18 protein-coding genes are annotated in these 17,781 nt (G+C 71.4%); 12 read left to right on the forward strand and 6 right to left on the reverse strand.

Annotated elements, in window-relative coordinates:
- Position 1: 1 nt before the first annotated feature.
- Positions 2-631, reverse strand: a complete 630-nt coding sequence (locus tag BLT52_RS10055; protein ID WP_090592940.1) for a 5-formyltetrahydrofolate cyclo-ligase — start codon at positions 629-631, stop codon at positions 2-4.
- A gap of 18 nt (positions 632-649) precedes the next feature.
- Between BLT52_RS10055 and glp the strand changes: the two genes are divergently transcribed.
- The 5 genes from glp (at position 650) to sepX (ending at position 4,456) form a co-directional block, all read left to right on the forward strand.
- On the forward strand, positions 650-1,975 hold the full coding sequence (gene glp, locus BLT52_RS10060) for a molybdotransferase-like divisome protein Glp (RefSeq protein WP_231946582.1): 1,326 nt from the start codon (positions 650-652) through the stop codon (positions 1,973-1,975).
- Positions 1,976-1,980: 5 nt separating this feature from the next.
- Entirely contained in the window at positions 1,981-2,469 is a 489-nt protein-coding gene (gene moaC / locus BLT52_RS10065; RefSeq protein WP_269457597.1) for a cyclic pyranopterin monophosphate synthase MoaC, read from the forward strand.
- Complete coding sequence (locus BLT52_RS10070) at positions 2,456-2,968, forward strand: MogA/MoaB family molybdenum cofactor biosynthesis protein (protein WP_090592943.1); 513 nt, start codon at positions 2,456-2,458, stop codon at positions 2,966-2,968. The genes moaC and BLT52_RS10070 overlap by 14 nt, the downstream gene beginning before the upstream one ends.
- A gap of 22 nt (positions 2,969-2,990) precedes the next feature.
- The gene (locus tag BLT52_RS10075; protein WP_231946583.1) at positions 2,991-3,623 is read left to right on the forward strand and encodes a GNAT family N-acetyltransferase; all 633 of its coding nucleotides are present in this window, start codon (positions 2,991-2,993) and stop codon (positions 3,621-3,623) included.
- A gap of 86 nt (positions 3,624-3,709) precedes the next feature.
- Entirely contained in the window at positions 3,710-4,456 is a 747-nt protein-coding gene (gene sepX, locus BLT52_RS10080) for a divisome protein SepX/GlpR (protein ID WP_157677048.1), read from the forward strand.
- Between the two features lie 4 nt (positions 4,457-4,460).
- Here sepX and BLT52_RS10085 read toward each other — a convergent pair whose 3' ends face one another.
- The 4 genes from BLT52_RS10085 to BLT52_RS10100 all read right to left on the reverse strand — a co-directional run bounded on the left by BLT52_RS10085 (position 4,461) and on the right by BLT52_RS10100 (position 10,239).
- Complete coding sequence (locus BLT52_RS10085) at positions 4,461-7,031, reverse strand: polynucleotide kinase-phosphatase (protein ID WP_090592948.1); 2,571 nt, start codon at positions 7,029-7,031, stop codon at positions 4,461-4,463.
- Positions 7,028-8,443: a 3' terminal RNA ribose 2'-O-methyltransferase Hen1 gene (locus BLT52_RS10090; RefSeq protein ID WP_231946584.1), complete on the reverse strand. Its 1,416-nt coding sequence runs from the start codon at positions 8,441-8,443 to the stop codon at positions 7,028-7,030. Before BLT52_RS10090 ends, BLT52_RS10085 begins: the two co-directional genes overlap by 4 nt.
- A gap of 124 nt (positions 8,444-8,567) precedes the next feature.
- A complete protein-coding gene (locus tag BLT52_RS10095) occupies positions 8,568-9,356 on the reverse strand; it encodes a nucleotidyltransferase domain-containing protein (RefSeq protein ID WP_197679278.1) in 789 nt (262 codons plus the stop codon).
- Positions 9,357-9,447: 91 nt separating this feature from the next.
- Complete coding sequence (locus tag BLT52_RS10100; protein ID WP_090592953.1) at positions 9,448-10,239, reverse strand: siderophore-interacting protein; 792 nt, start codon at positions 10,237-10,239, stop codon at positions 9,448-9,450.
- Positions 10,240-10,330: 91 nt separating this feature from the next.
- Here BLT52_RS10100 and BLT52_RS10105 point away from each other — a divergent pair, with 91 nt between their 5' ends.
- The 7 genes from BLT52_RS10105 to BLT52_RS20790 all read left to right on the forward strand — a co-directional run bounded on the left by BLT52_RS10105 (position 10,331) and on the right by BLT52_RS20790 (position 15,679).
- A complete protein-coding gene (locus tag BLT52_RS10105) occupies positions 10,331-10,705 on the forward strand; it encodes an ArsR/SmtB family transcription factor (RefSeq protein ID WP_090596577.1) in 375 nt (124 codons plus the stop codon).
- Positions 10,702-11,619 carry a cation diffusion facilitator family transporter gene (locus tag BLT52_RS10110; protein ID WP_090596578.1) on the forward strand — a complete coding sequence of 306 codons (918 nt, stop codon included), beginning with the start codon at positions 10,702-10,704 and terminating at the stop codon, positions 11,617-11,619. The genes BLT52_RS10105 and BLT52_RS10110 overlap by 4 nt, the downstream gene beginning before the upstream one ends.
- A gap of 81 nt (positions 11,620-11,700) precedes the next feature.
- On the forward strand, positions 11,701-13,050 hold the full coding sequence (locus BLT52_RS10115; protein WP_090592956.1) for a glycosyltransferase: 1,350 nt from the start codon (positions 11,701-11,703) through the stop codon (positions 13,048-13,050).
- An 81-nt stretch (positions 13,051-13,131) separates the two neighbouring features.
- Positions 13,132-13,545 carry a hypothetical protein gene (locus BLT52_RS10120; protein WP_090592958.1) on the forward strand — a complete coding sequence of 138 codons (414 nt, stop codon included), beginning with the start codon at positions 13,132-13,134 and terminating at the stop codon, positions 13,543-13,545.
- Positions 13,546-13,976: 431 nt separating this feature from the next.
- Entirely contained in the window at positions 13,977-14,555 is a 579-nt protein-coding gene (locus tag BLT52_RS10125) for a hypothetical protein (protein ID WP_090592961.1), read from the forward strand.
- A 246-nt stretch (positions 14,556-14,801) separates the two neighbouring features.
- The gene (locus BLT52_RS10130) at positions 14,802-15,134 is read left to right on the forward strand and encodes a hypothetical protein (RefSeq protein ID WP_090592962.1); all 333 of its coding nucleotides are present in this window, start codon (positions 14,802-14,804) and stop codon (positions 15,132-15,134) included.
- A gap of 233 nt (positions 15,135-15,367) precedes the next feature.
- The gene (locus BLT52_RS20790) at positions 15,368-15,679 is read left to right on the forward strand and encodes a hypothetical protein (protein WP_157677049.1); all 312 of its coding nucleotides are present in this window, start codon (positions 15,368-15,370) and stop codon (positions 15,677-15,679) included.
- Between the two features lie 1,017 nt (positions 15,680-16,696).
- Here BLT52_RS20790 and BLT52_RS10135 read toward each other — a convergent pair.
- Positions 16,697-17,641 carry a hypothetical protein gene (locus BLT52_RS10135; protein ID WP_090592965.1) on the reverse strand — a complete coding sequence of 315 codons (945 nt, stop codon included), beginning with the start codon at positions 17,639-17,641 and terminating at the stop codon, positions 16,697-16,699.
- Between the last annotated feature and the right edge of the window lie 140 nt (positions 17,642-17,781).

Below are 17,781 nucleotides of genomic sequence, written 5' to 3' on the forward strand. Positions count from 1 at the left end.
CTCAGGCCTCCGACGTCCGCAGCACCCGGGTGGGGGTGACCACCACGTCCACCCGGACGTCCCAGGGCTGGCTGGGCAGCGTCGACAGCACCTCGTCGTCGTTCAGCAGGGCCACCAGGACCGCGTCGGGGGCGGCGTGGGGGAGGGCCCGGTCGTACCAGCCGCCGCCGGTGCCCAGCCGGTCGCCGGCCGCGGTGGCGGCCAGGGCGGCGCACACCACCACCGAGGCCCGTCCGAGCGCCGCCGGCCCCAGCCCCTCGGCGTCGGGCTCGGGGATGCCGAAGGGGCCGCTGCGCAGCGGGGTGCCGCCGGAGTACGCGGCCCAGTCCGGGCCCGGCCGGCGGGTGCCGTCGGAGCGGCGGCCCATCAGCGGCAGCAGCACCGGGACGTCCTGGGCTGCGAGCCAGCCCACCAGCCGGGTGGTGGACGGCTCGGCGCCGGTGCTCAGGTAGGCCGCGACGGTCGGCTCGCCGCCGGGGTGGCCGAACAGCTCGCGGACGCGCTCGAAGCGGGCCAGGTCGTCGGCCTCGCGCTCCTCGGCCGACCGTGAGGCCCGACGGTGGCGGACCGCCTCCCGCAGCATGTCCTTGGCCCCGGCCAGGGCGCGGGCGTCGGCGTCGGCGGAGGGCATTCCCCTAGGGTAAGGGGCATGGCACTGTTCGGCCGGAGGAAGAAGCAGCAGGAGGACGTGGTCGAGGTCGCGGAGACGCCGACCCTCCCGCCGCCTCCGCCGACCGACGCGGGCGGTCTGCGCTCGATGGAGGACCACCGCGCCTACCTGCTGGAGCAGATCGAGCAGCTGCCCGCCTTCGGCCAGCAGATCCTGGATGCGATCGACCTCAGCATCTGCGAGGACATCGAGTCCGACATCGACCTCCCCGGCTTCGACAACTCCGCGATGGACGGCTACGCGGTGCACGCCGCCGACACCGTCGGTGCCGAGGAGGGGCAGCCGGTGGTGCTCGCCGTGGTCGGTGAGGTCGCCGCCGGCGGGTGGAGCGAGGAGCCGCTGCCCCCGGGCACGGCGATCAAGATCATGACCGGGGCGCCGATCCCCGAGGGTGCGGACAGCGTGGTGCCCTACGAGGTGACCGACCGCGGCAGCGACGACGTGGCCATCCGCGTCCCGGCCCGCACCGGGCAGCACATCCGCCGCCGCGGCGAGGACGTCACCGAGGGTGACCTGATGATGCGGACCGGCGAGCGGCTGGGCGCCCGCACCATCGGGCTGCTGGCCGCGATCGGCGTGGACAAGGTGATGGTGCGGCCCCGTCCCCGGGTGGTGGTGCTGGCCACCGGCTCGGAGCTGGTCGAACCCGGGCGCCCGCTGGAGAACCCGGCCCAGCTCTACGACTCCAACTCCTACCTGCTGGCCGGGGCCGCCCGGGCCGACGGCGCCCAGGTGTTCCGGGTCGGTCTGGTGGGCGACGACGCCGAGGCGATCAAGCAGTCGATCTCCGACCAGCTGGTGCGGGCGGACCTGATCATCACCACCGGCGGGGTGAGCCAGGGCGACTACGACCTCGTGAAGGCCGTGATGCCCGAGCTCGGGATGACCGACTTCTGCCAGGTGGCGATGCAGCCGGGCAAGCCGCAGGGCTTCGGGCTGATCGGTGAGGACCGGGTGCCGATGATCATGCTGCCGGGCAACCCGGTCAGCGCCTACGTCTCCTACGAGGCCTTCGTCCGCCCGGTGATCCGCAAGCTGATGGGGATCGAGCCGCTGTTCCGTCCCCAGGTGCGCGCCATCGCCACCCACCTGATCCGCTCCGCGCCCGGGCGCAAGCAGTTCGCCCGCGGCGTCGTCACCACCGACCCGGGCGGACGCCGGCGCGTCACCGCGGTCGGCGGTCACGGCTCGCACCTGGTCAGCAACCTGGCCAAGGCCAACGCGCTGATCGTGATGGACCCCGACGTCGACCAGGTCGCGGCCGGTTCACCGGTGACGGTCTGGCTGCTCGACGAGAACGGCTGACGGCGGTGGACGGGCAGACGGGCGCGTTCCCGCACCTGGACGGGGCCGGGCGGGCGCTGATGGTCGACGTCTCCGCCAAGGAGGTCACCACCCGCACGGCCACCGCCGCCGGGACCGTGCTGCTCAGCGCGGAGTGCGTGACGGCGCTGCGCGACGACACGGTGCCGAAGGGCGACGCCCTGGCCGTGGCGCGGATCGCCGGCATCCAGGGGGCGAAGAAGACCCCGGACCTGGTCCCGCTCTGCCACCCGCTGCCGCTGAGCGGGGTCACCGTCGACCTCGACGTCGTCGACTCCGGCGTGGAGATCGTGGCCACGGTCCGCACCACCGGCCGGACCGGGGTGGAGATGGAGGCCCTGACCGCGGTCAGCGTGGCCGCGCTGGCGCTGGTGGACATGATCAAGGCGGTGGACCGGGAGGCGCGGATCACCGACGTCCGGGTGCTGGCCAAGGCCGGGGGCCGCAGCGGGAGCTGGACGCGTGACGGCTCCTGAGCACGCGCCCGCGCCGGAGGGGGCGCGGGCGGTCGCGGTGACCGTCTCGACGAGGGCGGCGGCCGGGGAGTACGAGGACCTGACCGGTCCGCTGATCGCCGGAGCGCTGCGGGAGTGGGGCTTCCACTGCCCCGAGCCGGTGGTCGTCCCCGACGGCGAGGACGTCGGCCGGGTGCTGACGGAGCAGGTGGCGGCCGGGGTCGACGTCGTGGTGACCACCGGCGGCACCGGTCTGAGCCCCAGCGACCGGACCCCGGAGCAGACCGCCCCGCTGCTGCAGCGCACGCTGCCGCTGCTGGCCGCCGAGATCGCCCGCCGCGGGGTGCAGAACGGCGTCCCGACCGCGGTGCTGAGCCGTGGGCTGGCCGGGGTGGCCGGACGCACGCTCGTGGTCAACCTCCCGGGCTCGCGCGGCGCGGTGCGCGACGGGCTGGCCGTGCTGGCCCCGGTCCTGGGTCACGCCGTCGCGCAGCTGCGCGGCGGCGGGGACCACCGCTGAGCCGGGCTCGGAGGAGGGGGCGGTGAGGGAGGTCCAGTGGCCGGTGGCGCTGACGCACGCGCGGCCCGACGGCACCCAGCTCCGGCTGCAGCCGATCCGGCGACGTGACCGGGCCGCCTGGACCGAGGTCCGCGGGCGGAACGCCACCTGGCTGCGCCGGTGGGAGGCCACGCTCCCCCCCGGATCGCCGCCCGGACCGGCCAGCTTCGCCGCGCTGGTGCGGCTGCTGGTCGGGCAGGCCCGCCAGGGGCGGGCCATGCCCTGGCTGATCCACCTGTCCGAGGGGGCGGACCAGCCGTTCGCCCTGGTCGGCCAGCTGACCGTGTCCGGGATCGTCGGCGGGTCGGCGGCCTGGGGGCAGATCGGGTACTGGGTGGACCAGCGGGTGGCCGGGCGGGGGATCGTCCCGACCGCGGTGGCGATGGCGGTCGACCACTGCTTCGGCACCGTGGGCATGCACCGGATCGAGATCGCCATCCGTCCCGAGAACGCGGCCAGCCTGCGGGTGGTGGACAAGCTGGGTCTCCGCCATGAGGGTCTGCGTCCCCGCTACCTCCACATCGACGGCGACTGGCGCGACCACCTGGTCTTCGCGCTCAACGCCGAGGAGGTCCCCGACGGGCTGCTGCAGCGCTGGGAGCGGCTCCGGGGCTGAGTGCCGGGGGGTGCCCGGGGGATCGGCGGCCGACACTCCGGCCCGCCTGGGGAGCCGGGCGGCGCGCGGCTCCTATGCTCGCCCCCGTGGGTACCGGACTGATCTTCCTCGCCATCGTCACAGCCTGGCTCGCCTACCTCGTCCCGCTGTTCCTGCGTCGCCAGCAGGCCGACGTGGACGACGACCCGCGCGACAACTTCTCCTCCTCGGTGCGCATCGTCACCACGGGGGCCGCGCCGCTGCTGGACCACGACGGCGAGGCGATCGACGACGTCGAGGTGTCCACCCCGATGACCCGCCGCTCCGCGATCCGGGAGATCCGGCAGAGCGAGCGCCGGGCGGCGGCCCGACGTCGACGGGTGCTGCTGGTGCTGCTGGCCGGGCTCACCGTCTGCCTGGCCCTGGCCGGTCTGTCGGTCCTGCCGTGGTGGAGCCTGGCGGTGCCCGGCGGTCTGGTGCTGGTCTTCCTCGTCGTGGCCCGGTTCACCGTGGCCGCCATGGTGCGCAAGCACGACCGCGTGGTCGAGCGGATCCGCCGCGGCTCGGACGAGGAGACCGTGATGATCAAGCTCGGCTCGCTGCGCGCCGAGGCCGAGCCCACCGGCGCCGTCGCCACCCGTCCGGTGGCCGGTCTGTGGGAGCCGATCCCCGTGACCACCCCCACCTACGTCTCCAAGCCGTTGGCGCCGCGGACGGTCCGCACCATCGACCTCTCCGCCCCCGACGTCACCTCCTCGGGCCGGCGCGCCGAGCCCGTCCTGGCCGAGACGGCCCCGCTGGCCGTCACCCCGCCCCGCGAGCTGCCGGACCAGCCCCGCGCCGTCGGGGAGTAGCCGCTCAGAGACGCGGGTCGACCGGCTCGGACTCCAGCGCGAGGACGGCGAAGACGGCCTCGTGCACCCGCCACAGCGGCTCGCCCTCGGTGAGCCGGCACAGCGCCTCCAGACCCAGCGCGTGCTCGCGCAGGGCCAGGCTCCGCTTGTGCTGCAGCGTCCGGTGGCGCAGCCGCTCCATCGTGGCCGGGTCGGTGTGGTCGGGGCCGTAGACCAGCCGCAGGTACTCCCGTCCCCGGACCTTGAGGCCCGGCTGGACCAGGGAGCGCCCGGTCCGGACGAGGCCGGCGTACGGCTTGACCACCATGCCCTCGCCGCCCGCGGCGGTCAGCTCCTCCCACCAGCGGGTGGCGGCCTCGACGGATGCCGGGTCGTCGGTGTGCACCTCGACCCGGCCCGTGGTGCGGAACAGCGTCGGGTCGGAGGCCACCAGCCGGTCGGCGAGGGCGAGGTGCCAGCCGTGGTCGCGCTCGTGGTGGGCCGCGCCCTCGCTGGCCAGCACCTGGAAGGGCGCCAGCTGCACCCCGTCCAGACCGTCCACCTCCCAGCAGTAGCGGCGGTAGGCCGCGGTGAAGGCGGTGGCCCTCGCCGCGCGGGCCGAGGTCCGGGCCAGCAGCGCCCCGACGTCGGCGCCGCGTCCGGCGGCGGCCTGCAACCCGGCCAGCGCCGGTGGGAACGCGGCACGGGCCGCCGCCCCGACGGCGGCGTACTGGTCGCGCAGCAGCCCTCTCGCCTTGGCCGACCAGGGCAGCAGCTCGGCGTCCAGCAGCAGCCAGTCCGTCCCGAGCTCCTCCCACAGCCCGGCGGCCCCGACCGCGGCCCGGACGCGTCCCAGCAGCTCCCCGGTGGTGGTCGGGTCGAAGAAGGACCGGCCGGTGCGGGTCCACACCGCGCCGGTGCGCCCGTCGGGGTCGCCGAAGCGGCGTCGGGCCGCGTCGGCGTCGGCGCACACCAGCACGACCGCCCGCGAGCCCATGTGCTTCTCCTCGCACAGCAGGTGGGTGACGCCCTCGCCGGCGTAGTGGCTGAAGGCCTCGGCCGGGTGCTCCAGGTGGTCCGGCAGCGCCGAGGTGGCCACCGGGGACATGGTCGGGGGCAGCCAGGGCAGCCACCGCGGGTGCAGGGCGAAGCGGCTCACCACCTCCAGCGCCGCGCGGGCGTTGGCCTCGCGCACGCTGATCCGGCCCAGGAAGCGGGTGCGCACGCCGGACCCCTGCCCCTCCACCAGCACGTCGGAGAGGGACAGCTGGTCGGGGTCGCGCTCGGGTGGGGCCTCGGGTGCCAGCGGGCGGACCGGTGCGTAGTGCTCGCGCTCGGCCGGCACCGAGACCAGCTCCCGCTCCGGGTAGCGCAGCGCGGACAACCGTCCGCCGAAGACGCAGCCGGTGTCGAGGCAGAGGGTGCCGTTGACCCACTCGGTCTCGGCGGTGGGCGTGTGGCCGTAGAGCACCGTCGCGCGCCCGCGGTAGTCCCGGGCCCAGGGCAGCCGGACGGGCAGCCCGTACTCGTCGGACTCCCCGGTGGTGTCGCCGTAGAGGGCGAAGGCGCGGACCCGCCCGGACGCGCGTCCGTGGTAGGCCTCCTTGAGCCCGGCGTGGGCGACCACCAGACGACCGGCGTCGAGCAGGTGGTGGCTGACCAGCCGGTCGCACCAGGCGCGCACCTGCTCGGTGAACTCCGGCCCCTCCGCCTCGAGCTCGCTGAGGGTGCCGGCCAGCCCGTGCGACGGCGTCACCTGTCGGCGGGACAGGGCGCGAACCAGCTTGGCCTCGTGGTTGCCGCTGACGCAGAGCGCGTGCCCGGCCGCGTGCATGCCCATCACCAGCCGCAGCACCCCGGCGCTGTCCGGGCCGCGGTCGACCAGGTCCCCGACGAAGACGGCGGTGCGACCGCTCGGCGGCACCGCGTCGACCGGACGTCCCTGCTCGTCGCGGACCAGGCGGTAGCCCAGCGTCTGCAGCAGGGTCTCCAGCTCGGCGCGGCAGCCGTGCACGTCGCCGACGACGTCGAAGGGTCCGGTGCGGTCGCGGAGGTCGTTGCGCAGCGGCTCGCGGACCACGACGTCACGTCCGGCCTGCTCCTCGTCCAGCACGTGCACGGTGCGGAAGCCCTCGCGCCGCAGTCCCCCCAGCCCGCGGCGCAGCTGGGAGCGCTGGCGCCGGACCACGTGGTCGCCGAAGTCGCGCTCGGGACGCTCGCGGTTGCGGGCGAGAGCCAGCCGCTCGGGGACGTCCAGCACGATGGCCACCGGTAGCACGTCGTGGTCACGGGCCAGCGCGACCAGCTGGCGGCGGGCGTCGGGCTGGACGTTGGTGGCGTCGACGACGGTCAGCAGACCGCGCCGCAGCCGGAGACCGACGAGGTGGTGCAGCAGGTCGAAGGCGTCCCCGGTGGCGTCCTGGTCGGTCGGGTCGTTGGCCACCAGCCCGCGGCACTCGTCGCTGGAGACGGTCTCGTAGGGCGCGAAGCAGCGGGCGGCGAAGGTCGACTTGCCCGAGCCGGAGACGCCGACCAGCACCACCAGCGACACCTCGGGCACCGGCAGCCGGCGCGGGGTGACGTCCTCCTCGCTCATCGCACGTCCTCCCCGTCGGTGCGGGTGAGCACGGCGAGCTGGGTGGGCGCGCCGAGGTCGGGGTCGGACTCGCCGATGCCGGACGTCCGGACCGTGTAGCCGTGGCGGGCGCCCACCTCGGCGCACCAGCCCTCGAGCTCGGCCCGGGTCCACTCGAAGCGGTGGTCGGGGTGGCGCAGGGCGCCGGGGGCGAGCCGCTCGTAGCGGACGTTGTACTCCGCGTTCGGGGTGGTCACCAGCACGTGCCGCGGGCGGGCGTGCCCGAGGACGGCGGACTCCAGCGAGGGCAGCCGGTCGGGGTCGAGGTGCTCGACCACCTCCATCAGCACGACGGCGTCGTAGCCGAGCAGCCGGTCGTCGCGGTAGGTGGCCGAGCCCTGCAGCAGGCGGAGCCGGTCGCGCTGCCGCTCCGGCATCCGGTCCAGCCGGAGCCGCCGGCCTGCGATCTCGAGCTCGCGGGCCGACACGTCCACGCCCACCACCTCACCGATCGAGGGGGTGGCCAGCAGACGGCGCAGCAGGGCACCGGGCCCGCAGCCGAGGTCGACCACCCGCTGCACACCGAGGGCCTCGAGCTCGGCGACCACCGCGTCGTGGCGCTGGACGTTGAGCGGGCTGGGCGGCGCCTCCGCCTCCTCCTCGACGACCGGCTCCTCCTCGGGCTGGTCGTCGGCGGCGCGCAGCCGGTCCACGGCGGTGGTGACCAGGCTGCGGCGGTGGGCCAGGTAGCGCTGGACGATCAGCTGCTGCTCGGGGTGCTGCTCGAGCCAGCCGGTGCCGGCCCGCAGCAGCTTCTCCACCTCGTCCTCGCCGACCCAGTAGTGCTTGGAGCCGTCGAGGACCGGCAGCATCACGTAGAGGTGGGTGAGGGCGGCGGCCGGGGTGTGGGTGCCGGTCAGGGTGGCCGACACGGTGCGGGAGTCCCCCCAGCCGGGGATCTCGGGGTCGAGGGGCTCGGTGCGCGTGGTGACCTCCCACCCGAGCGGCTCGAACAGCCGGTGCACCAGCTCCGCCCCACCGCGGCTCCGCAGCGAGGGCACGGTCAGCTCCAGCGGCAGCGCGACCCCCTCGAGCTCGGGACGTGCGGTGCAGCGGCCGCGCATGGCGGTGCCGAACACCTGCTTGAGGGCGACCGCGAGCAGCGAGCCGGCGGTGTAGGGACGGTCGTTGACGTACTGGCCGAGGGCGAACCCGTCGGCGCGGAAGGTCCGCGCCTGCACCAGGGCCACCGGGTCGACCTCGAGCAGCACCGCGGCCGTGCACCGGTCGGTGGTCGCCTCGGGGTAGAAGACGTGCGCCGTGCCCCAGCCGACGGGGAAGACGCCGACCCGCTCGGGGTGCTTGTGCAGCAGGTAGCCGAGATCGGTGGCCGGGCTCGCCGTCGAGGTGATGGTCAGGTACACCCGGGCCATCCTGCCCCAGCCCCGTGCCGCCCCCGCCGGCTTTTCCTCAGGCCCGTCCCCGTCCTCCGGCGGCGCCAGAGGACGACGTCCTGCCGCGACTACGCGGCGAGATGTCGGAGGTTGGCGCCCGAGGTCAGCGACGGGCTGGTTGAGCGAGCACCGCCTCACGGAAGAAGGCGTCGATCACGGCTCGTCGGGGTGCCGGGTCGACGGGTGGCCCGGCCGCAGCCAGCAGCTCCTCGGCTCGATCCAGCTCGTCGAGCACGAGGGCGACAACCGACGAGGGAACGGGTCCACGGCCCAGCTCCCTGGTGCGCCCCTTCAACGTCACGAGCTCGTCCACCACGCGCACCGCCTGGTGCGGCAGATCGCCCTCGCCGACCAGGGTCGGCAGGTCCATCGGCGGGGTGGGTGAGCCGTGCAGTCGGAGCCAACGCAGGGTCAGGGCAGGTCGCAGCGCGTAGAACAGCTTCTTGAGGGACGCGTCGTCGAGGTTGCTCGGCCAGTTGCTGCGTGCGACGTGCAGGTGGTGCCTGCGGAGGGTCGACAACTCCACGACCGTGTCAGCCAGGTCCAGCAGGGCGTCGCGGAAGGTCAGGTCCCCGCGGTAGACCAACGGCGAACGCAACCACTCGACGAGGGTCGCGTTGCCGCGCTCGAGCAACCGCAGCGCCTTGGCCAGATCCCACCCGTTGACGTCCAGCACGGCGTCCAGCGGCGTCTCGATCACGTCCCGGGCGGGCCACAGCGAGAGGTAGTCCTCGACGGGTCGGCGGTAGAGGAAGCGGCAGTCGTAGTCACTGTCCGGCGAGGGGAATCCCCAGGCGCGGCTGCCGCTCTCGACCGCCCAGAGCACCTGGACACCCTCCTCGGCCAGGGCATCCAGGCGGGCGTCGATCAGGCTGACCACAGCGGTGTCCATGCTCGGATCGAGGGAGCGCACGATGACCTCCATGAGTCGGGGAGGCACAGCCTGCCCGTGTGCCGGCCCCCGTGTCAGCCCGGTTGTGCTCTCACTCCGGGGGGAGGATCTGCCCGATCGGCTCCTGCTTCTCGGCCTGGAAGCGGTCCTCGGTGCGGCCATACGCCCAGTAGCCCGACAGGCTGACCGCGGAGCGGGGGAGAGCGCGCTGGGTGAAGAAGACGTCGCGCAGCTGCTTCATGGCCTCCCGCTCGCCGTGGGCGAAGACGTCCACCGGGGTGCCGGCGGCCGGCCAGTCCAGGGCCGTGACGGCCGCGGGCAGCAGGCTGACCGCGCCGGCCTCGACGCCCCGTCGGTGCAACCAGGTCAGGCGGACGCCGGGCGGCGGGGTGGGGGCGACCTCGTCGGCGGGGCTGTCCACCTCGATCACCACCTCGCCGCGGGCGTCGGCGGGCAGTGCCTCCACCGCGGAGCTGATCGCGGGGATCGCGGTGTCGTCGCCGACCAGCAGGTACCAGTCCGCCTCGGGGGAGGGCGACCAGGCGCCACCCGCACCGACCATGCTCAGCGTGTCCCCGGGCCGGGCGGAGAGGGCCCACGGGGCGGCCAGCCCGGCGTCGCCGTGGGTGATGAAGTCCAGCGTGATCGTGCCGGCGGTGGTGTCCCAGTGGCGGACGGTGTAGGTCCGGGTGACCGACGGCTCCTCCGGCACCGGGGTGAAGTGCAGCTTGACGTACTTGTCGGTGTGCCCGTTGTGGCGCAGCAGCTCGATCTCCTCCCCGCCGAGCACGACCCGCACCAGGTGCGGGGCCAGCTGCTCGGTGGACTGGACGGTCAGGGTGGCCACGGCGCGCTGGGGGCGGGCTGGTCGGTCGGCAGGCATGTGGGCGATCCTACAGGCGTGGTGAGGCTGTCCTAACTTCTGACGGCGGTTGACACCAGTCGGTGAGCTGCGATGTCATCGCCTTGTGACGATGAATACCGCGGACACGATCGAGCAGGTCGACGAGCTCACCGAGGGGGACGCCCGGGCGGCCGTCGCCCTGTTCCAGAGCCTGGCCGACCCGGCCCGGCTGACCATCCTGCGCCACCTGGCGCTGGGGGAGCACCGGGTGGTCGACCTGACCGCCCACCTCGGTCTGGCCCAGAGCACCACCTCGGCCCACCTGGCCTGCCTGCGTGACTGCGGGCTGGTCACCGCCCGCACCGTGGGCCGCGCCTCCTTCTACTCCCTCGCCGTCCCCGACGCGCTGATGGACGTCCTCGCCGCGGCCGAGCGGCTGCTGGCGGTCACCGGCGACGCGGTGACCCTGTGCCCGACGGCGGGGGCCGGGCGGGCCGCGGGATGAGCGGGCACTCCCACGCCCATGCGCCCACCGCCACCGGGCGGCACCGGCGTCGGCTGGTGATCGCGCTGGTGCTGACGGCCTCGGTCTTCCTGGTGCAGCTGGTGGGCGGGCTGGCCTCGGGGTCGCTGGCCCTGCTGGCCGACGCCGGGCACGTGCTCATCGACTCCACCGGTCTGCTGGTGGCCCTGGTTGCCGCCGGGCTGGCCACCCGGCCGGCGACCGCGGCCCGGACGTTCGGGCTGCAGCGGGTGGAGGTGCTGGCCGCGCTGGTCAACGGGCTGCTGCTGGTCGGGATCGCCGTGTGGGTGCTGGTCCGGGCGGTCGACCGCTGGGACGAGCCGGTGCAGATCTCCACCCCGGTGATGCTCGGGGCGGCCGTCGTGGGTGGGCTGGCCAACCTGGCGGCGCTGCTGGTGCTGCGGGGCGCCAAGGACGAGAGCCTCAACCTCCGCGGTGCCTACCTGGAGGTGCTGGGGGACCTGCTCGGGTCCGCGGCGGTGGTGGTCGCCGCCGTCGTCATCGCGCTGACCGGGTTCACCCGGGCCGACACCCTGGCCTCGTTGGCCATCGTGGCCCTGGTGGTCCCGCGGGCGTGGTCGCTGCTGCGCGAGGTGGTGGACGTCCTGCTGGAGGCGACGCCGCGCGGCGTCGACCTGGCCGAGGTGCGGCGCCACATCCGCGAGGTGCCCGGGGTGGTGGACGTGCACGACCTGCATGCGTGGACCATCACCAGCGGCGTGCCGGTGCTGTCGGCGCACGTGGTGGTGGACGCGGAGTGCATCGAGGACGGGCGGACCGGGGTGGTGCTGGACCGGCTGGGGGAGTGCCTCGGTGAGGACTTCGACATCGAGCACTGCACCTTCCAGCTCGAACCGGTGGGCCACCGCGCCCACGAGTCGGTGCACCATGCCTAGGTCCTGACCGGGTAGCGTCGCGGGTGGAGAGCCGGGAAGCCTGGTCGGCGCGTGTGTGGTCCGCGTCCTGAGGAGGTTCCGATGGTGTCCGACGTCCCTCCGCTCCGCGTCCTGGTCCTCGCCCTCGGGACCCGGGGTGACGTCCAGCCCTACGTGGCGCTGTGCCGGGGGCTCATCGAGGCGGGGCACGAGGCGGTGCTGGGTGCGCCGTCCGGCTTCCGGGACCTGGCCGAGCCGCACGGGGTCCCGTTGCTGCCGGTGGGTGACGAGATGCTGCAGCTGATGCAGCAGGCGATGCCTCAGATGAGTGGTCCGCGCGAGGCGGGGAGACTGATCCGGCAGATGACCGCTGCGATGAAGGTGTCCCTGCAGCAGCAGTGGGAGGCCGCTCGCGCCTTCGCGCCCACCCTGGTCGTGGCCCATCCCAAGGCCCTCGGTGGTCTCCACATCGCCGAACATCTCGACGTCCCGTTCGTGGTGTCGCTGCCGCTGCCGTTCCTCACCCCGACCGAGGCCTTCCCCATCCCCTTCCTCACCCGGACCCTGTCGGGTCGTGTCAACCGGTGGACCTACCAGCTGAACCGGTTCCCCGCCGTCGCCTACGGCGCGATGATCAACCAGTTCCGCACCGAGACCCTCGGGCTCCGGCGGATGAGCCGGATCAGCAGCTACCTGGTGACGGCCGACGGGTCCCCGGTCCCGGTGCTGTACTGCTACAGCCGCCACGTCCTCCCGGTGCCCACGGACTTCCCTCCGCACGCCCACGTCACCGGCTACTGGTTCCTCGACGCCGCCGAGGACTGGACACCCCCGGGACGGCTCGCCCGCTTCCTGGACCCCGACCCCAGGACCAGGCAGGACCCGGTCGTGTACATCGGGTTCGGCAGCATGGGCTTCGGCCGGGACGCCGCGCAGCGCGGCGAGCAGATCGTCCGAGCCGTGCACCAGGCAGGGGTGCGTGCCGTGGTGGCACGCGGGTGGGGAGGGGTCGACACCGCGCGCGACGGCAGCCCACTGACGTCGGACCGGGTGCTGACGATCGACGCCGCCCCGCACAGCTGGCTCTTCGACCGCGTCGACGCCGTCGTCCACCACGGCGGAGCCGGCAGCACGGCAGCGGGGCTGCGCGCCAGCCGGCCGTCGCTGGTCTGCCCCTTCCTGGGGGACCAGCCGTTCTGGGGCCAGCGGGTCGCCCAGCTGGGTGCGGGACCGGAGCCGTTGCCGCACCGCGCGCTCACCGCCGACCGCCTCGCCGAACGGCTGACCGCGCTGGTGCACGAGCCGCGGTACGCGCACCGTGCGCAGGAGCTGGGGGAGCGGCTCCGCGACGAGGACGGCGTCGGCAACGCGGTCGCCGCTCTCGTCGGCATCCACCGCGACCACCACGCCGGCCGGGGTCATCGCCGGCCCAGCGGCTCAGGCCGCGGGTGAGGGGCTCGGACGGGCAGAGAGCCACGGCCCCTAGGGGCTGGAGCCCCGGGTGACCGTCCTCGGTGGTGGCGTGTCTTCCTGGTGCTCGTGGTGGTGCTGGTCCTGTCGGCAGGTGCTGTCGCGGCATGGCCGGGAGGAGCGCTCGTCTCGTGGACCCGGTCGGATCCGGCGGAGGAGCCACGACGTCTGGTTGAGACGTTCCTCGAGCGGCTCGCTCACGACGACCTTCCCCGTGCCTGCGGAACCGTCCTGCCGGATGGTGGGTGGGTCAATCCCTGCATGGACGGACTGGAAGCGCGATCTGAGGAGCTGCAGCAGATCCGAGAACTGGGAACCGACATCAGGGTGACCGGAGTCGACATCCAGGGCGATGAGGCCCAGGTGACGGCTGAGCTCATCGAGCCGCGTCCCACGTCCTCGCTGTCGGTGAACCTCGAGCGCAGCGGCGACTCATGGAGGGTCACACGTCTGAACGACGTCGTGATCACGTACTGAGTCGATACTCCGACGGAAGCAAACAGGGACCCCTGGTCACAGCGGGTCCCTGGGTGGTGGAGCTAAGGGGATTCGAACCCCTGACCTTCTCATTGCGAAGGACAGCAAGGCACTTGTTGCCCCCAATGTTCCGCGTGTTACGGGTGCGTGGGAGACGCTGGCTGTGGCCTTGATGCGTTGGCGGGGCACACGGGGGGCACACGCTCCAACGGCTCGCACTCTTGGAATCGAACAGCCTCGCGGCTTGAGGGCGAGGGCTTCTTGGCCGGTCGGACTGGTCGACGGCCCTAGGTCTCTGGCGCTGTGTGGGGGGACTGGGGTCGGATGTAGGTGTGCGAGGCCTGCGCCATCCTGCTTACGTGACTCCTTCAAGACCGGCAGCCCCGCGAACACGAGGTAACCGTCTTCCTGGCTTCCTACGGCCGCTAGTCGTGCCGGTGCTGGCAGTCCTCCTCGCAGCCGCGTTGGGCCTTCTGGTGGTGGTGGGGATGTTCCGACTGCTGGGGTTCCCCGTGCTGTTCGACCGGGTGAGTGACCACCAGAACCGGGTGTCGATCGAGGTCCCGCTCGGCTGGCGCTACGAAGCCCCATCCAATGGCGGGACGATCACCACCGACAACGGCAGTTCTGGTGAGGGAGAGCCGTACCGAGTGGTCGACGTCCACGCCGTCAGCTGGGTCAGTGGTGACGACGGCGGCCAGCACTTCGACCTCGAAGTTTTCGACAGCGACGAGACTGGCACCGACTTGGCCAAGGTGCACGAGCAGCTGGTCAACGATCAATGCGACGTATTCGGCGGCTGCGAGGCTACCGGGTTACCTCAGGCTCTGACAGTGGATGGCTATCCAGCCCTCCAGCAGGTCTTCACCGCCGATTTTGGTCCCACGCTGTACATGTCGACCGCTGTCGGTGACGGTCTGGCCGTCCGGTACACCGGCTACGTCTTCTTGCGGCCCGACCGAGGCGATCTGTTAGCTATGCAAGCCCCGTGGCTATCCACCCGCTTCTGAACGGCGACCTCTTCCGTGTCAGGGACGCCCCGGGCCTGCGAGGGACGCCTACACCTGCGCGGTGGCGGTCATCACCGGGCGCTCAAGGGTTGGCACGTGCGGGCTTGGTGTCGGACACTCTGCCGGACAAGCACCGAGGGGAGTCATAGTGTGGCCAGGACCAGTTTCCGCGCTCGTCTGTCGGTTGCCTCAGTTGTCGGGATCCTCGCAGTGACCGGGTGCAGCCCAAGGCCGTCACTTCCTACCATGGCCGACTTGCGGGCCGCTCTCGTCGCAAGCGGGCGGTGCAGCGTCATTCAGGACCTCGCCGCAGATGACGTGGTGACCTTCGAACTACCGGGCAACGTGCTTCTGGATGGTCTGTCTTGCATCGACACCGAGGGCGAGGAGGTCCGCTTCCAAGCGGTTACGAGTGTCCAAGCACGAGGCGAGGCCAGCAGTGCGGCCCTCGATGCTGGATACGTCTTCGTCATCGCCGGTTGGGGTGACAGCCTCTGGTACGCCGTAACGACAAGCGAGGAGTTAGTCAGCGGGCTGCTGGAGCAGAAGGAGTACGTGCACGTAGCCGAGCCTGCATAACCCTGTGCCTCGATGGGCACTGGCTGCAGACTTCGTGCATCCTTGTCGAGCCACGTATCCAGTTTGGAAGCGCGGCCGAGGGGGCCTCGGACGGACTCGATACCGCGTGGTTGTGCGGTTCGGTGACTTCTCTAGACCGCGGGCGACCGTGCCTTGTTGCACGTTGGCTGCACGAGCGCAGTTCGGCTGAGCGAGCGGCACAGTACTGTGAGGAGCGGCAAGGAAGTCCCTTCATGACGACGCCCGGACCCGAGGTGTCATCACCGTCTCCATGGCGGCACATCTCATGGGGCAGTGTTGCAACGCTGATTGCATCGCTAACTTTCGTGGCGTGGACCAGCCTGAGTCTGCCCGGGGCTGATTCGGTGAGTGGTTTCTGGCTGTTTCTTCCAGTTCCACTGGGCTTCGTCGGCGCCATTTTGGCTGCGGCATCCCGCAAACTCAGTGCCGATGACCGTATCGGGTGGGCCTTCGTGTCTGCCATTTCTGGATTTGCGATTGTGGTCGCTTGGTACAACCTCACGCTGCTCATTCGCGGTCCGTGAGCCCGATGCGCAACATTTGGAAGTGGTCCTATGGCGTACGGGGCGTCTCCAGGCCGATGCACGCCCCAGCCCAGACCGCTTCTGCGCCAGGGACGTCCGGGCGGTAGGGCACGGCGCCTCGTCTAGCAACGTTGCGAGCATAACAAGATGGGAGTAACCGCTGGAATACGGAGTGGAGAATGATTCCATGGGTGAGACAAACTACCTCGGCGTGCCCACTGAGATTGTTGAGCAGATAGGCCGCCTAGTTGTAGTTGCTACTCGCGTTGAGAATTGGCTCTATAGTATAGCGGGCGCATTGACCCTCGATGAGCGTGCGATGCGTTCTCTGCCCGTCAGTGGCCGAAATGTTGCCCAAGCAGTGCGCAGGCGAGTTGTCGAGGCGGGAGTTCCCCCTTGGGCGACGGTAGAGGCGAGCGAGGTCGCGCAGTTCTGCTCCAACGCAAAGGGGGCGCTGTTCGAGCGAGGAAAGACAGTGCATGCCTTGTTCAGTCAGCAGTACAATGGCGGCGATGATTGGCGTCTACAGGCGCAGAATGCCTCGGACCCTTACGTAAGTAGAGATGTGAGTATCGCCGAACTAGCGCAGCTTCGCGTCACCCTAGAGTCGCTGGATACGGAAGGGTATCGGCTGTTACTTGGGATCACGCCGAAGTTAGCTCCGGGATTGTATGCGCCCTGTTAACGCAAACGGCGCAGTCATTCACTGGGATGGTGACAAAGATGGGTACTCGCCCCTTCCAGAGCGCCGAGAGATGATCGGTGAGATGTGGGCAGAGTTCAAGGGCCGATATCCTAATGTTGTGTTCCCGGAGACTAGCGAAGCTCTCGGGTGAGCACTTGGTCCTGCGGCGTTGGGGGTGCGCGGAGGCGCCAGCCGGAGCGCGGGGGTCCCCGGCGCCGCAGGCCCAAGTGCTCACCCCGCGGCCGAAGGCCGCGCTTGACTGAGTAGAGGCATATTCGGCAGTCGGACGTTGGGTGACGAACGACTTCGTGGTCGCTGGGCGGGGCGTGGCGTCAGATGGGTGGTAGGGGCGGTGGTGGCGGTACAGCGGCCTTCGCGACCCATTTGCGCACTGCTGCTTCGTAAGCCTCACGAACCAGCACTGTGGCTTTAGCCGGGTCCAAGGCATCCCACCTGTCCAGATCGAACGTCAAGCTCGCGATCCAGTCCTCGTTGTTGCCTTTTCGAATGGTGAGTCGGCGTGACCTGCCGGGGATTGGAAGCAGACGTAGTTCGAACATCCACTGAGTTCCGAAGTGCTCATCGGCCCATTTGGACCACGGCGTCTCAGGAATCGATTCTCCCCACGGCGCCAGCCGGTGATCGAGCATCTGACCTGCTCGTTCCAGGGCCTTGACCGCGGGAGGAACTAGGCCGAGCGGGGCAGCCAGCCCCGCGGCAGGAGGTGCCTCCCCAGAGCCGGCACCCTTCCACCCCGGTGCATCCTCGGGCTCCGGTGGGAAGACGTTGGTGAACAGCCACGGGGTGCGACGCCTCCCTGAACGTCGTTGAGCGTGGAGCTCTTGCACCACGGGATGTATTGGCGTGTTGGGGTCAACCAGTCGGGCGAGGTCGGACAGCATGATGTCGGCCTCCACGGATCCGTAGCGCTCTCGCGCGCGGGACAGCGCCGCGCGAGTCCAGCTGAGGCCTTCTGAGTCGATCTGGCGCGTCAGCCGTAAGAGCGTGAACCCTGCGGCGATGAGCACCTCATCGAGTTCCTCGATGTCGCCCTGCTCTCCCTCGGCCAGGAAGGCGTCCACGTCACCGTCAACGGTCTTCGCCAGTAGGTAACGCACGGTGGTCGAGGACCTGAGGGCGTAACCTCGCTCTTCCCACTCGGAGAAGAAGTCGGCTCCGGTGTCGTTGCCGAAGGGCCCCAGTTCTGCAGCTTCGTCGGTGTACAGCGGATGGGTGAAGTGACCGGTGAACCACTCATACGACTTCTCGACGTTCATGGCGAGCGCCTCCTCTGTGCCTTTCGTGGTGAGAGCGAACGCGGGCGCTCGAACTCAACGGGTGTCCTGTTGAGGCGTAGGGCGCCACTCGCGAATGCTAGATGGTCGCCACAGAGTCATTCGACCTAGGCGTCGATCAG

It is taken from the genome of Auraticoccus monumenti (genome assembly GCF_900101785.1).
Classification (GTDB): domain Bacteria; phylum Actinomycetota; class Actinomycetes; order Propionibacteriales; family Propionibacteriaceae; genus Auraticoccus; species Auraticoccus monumenti.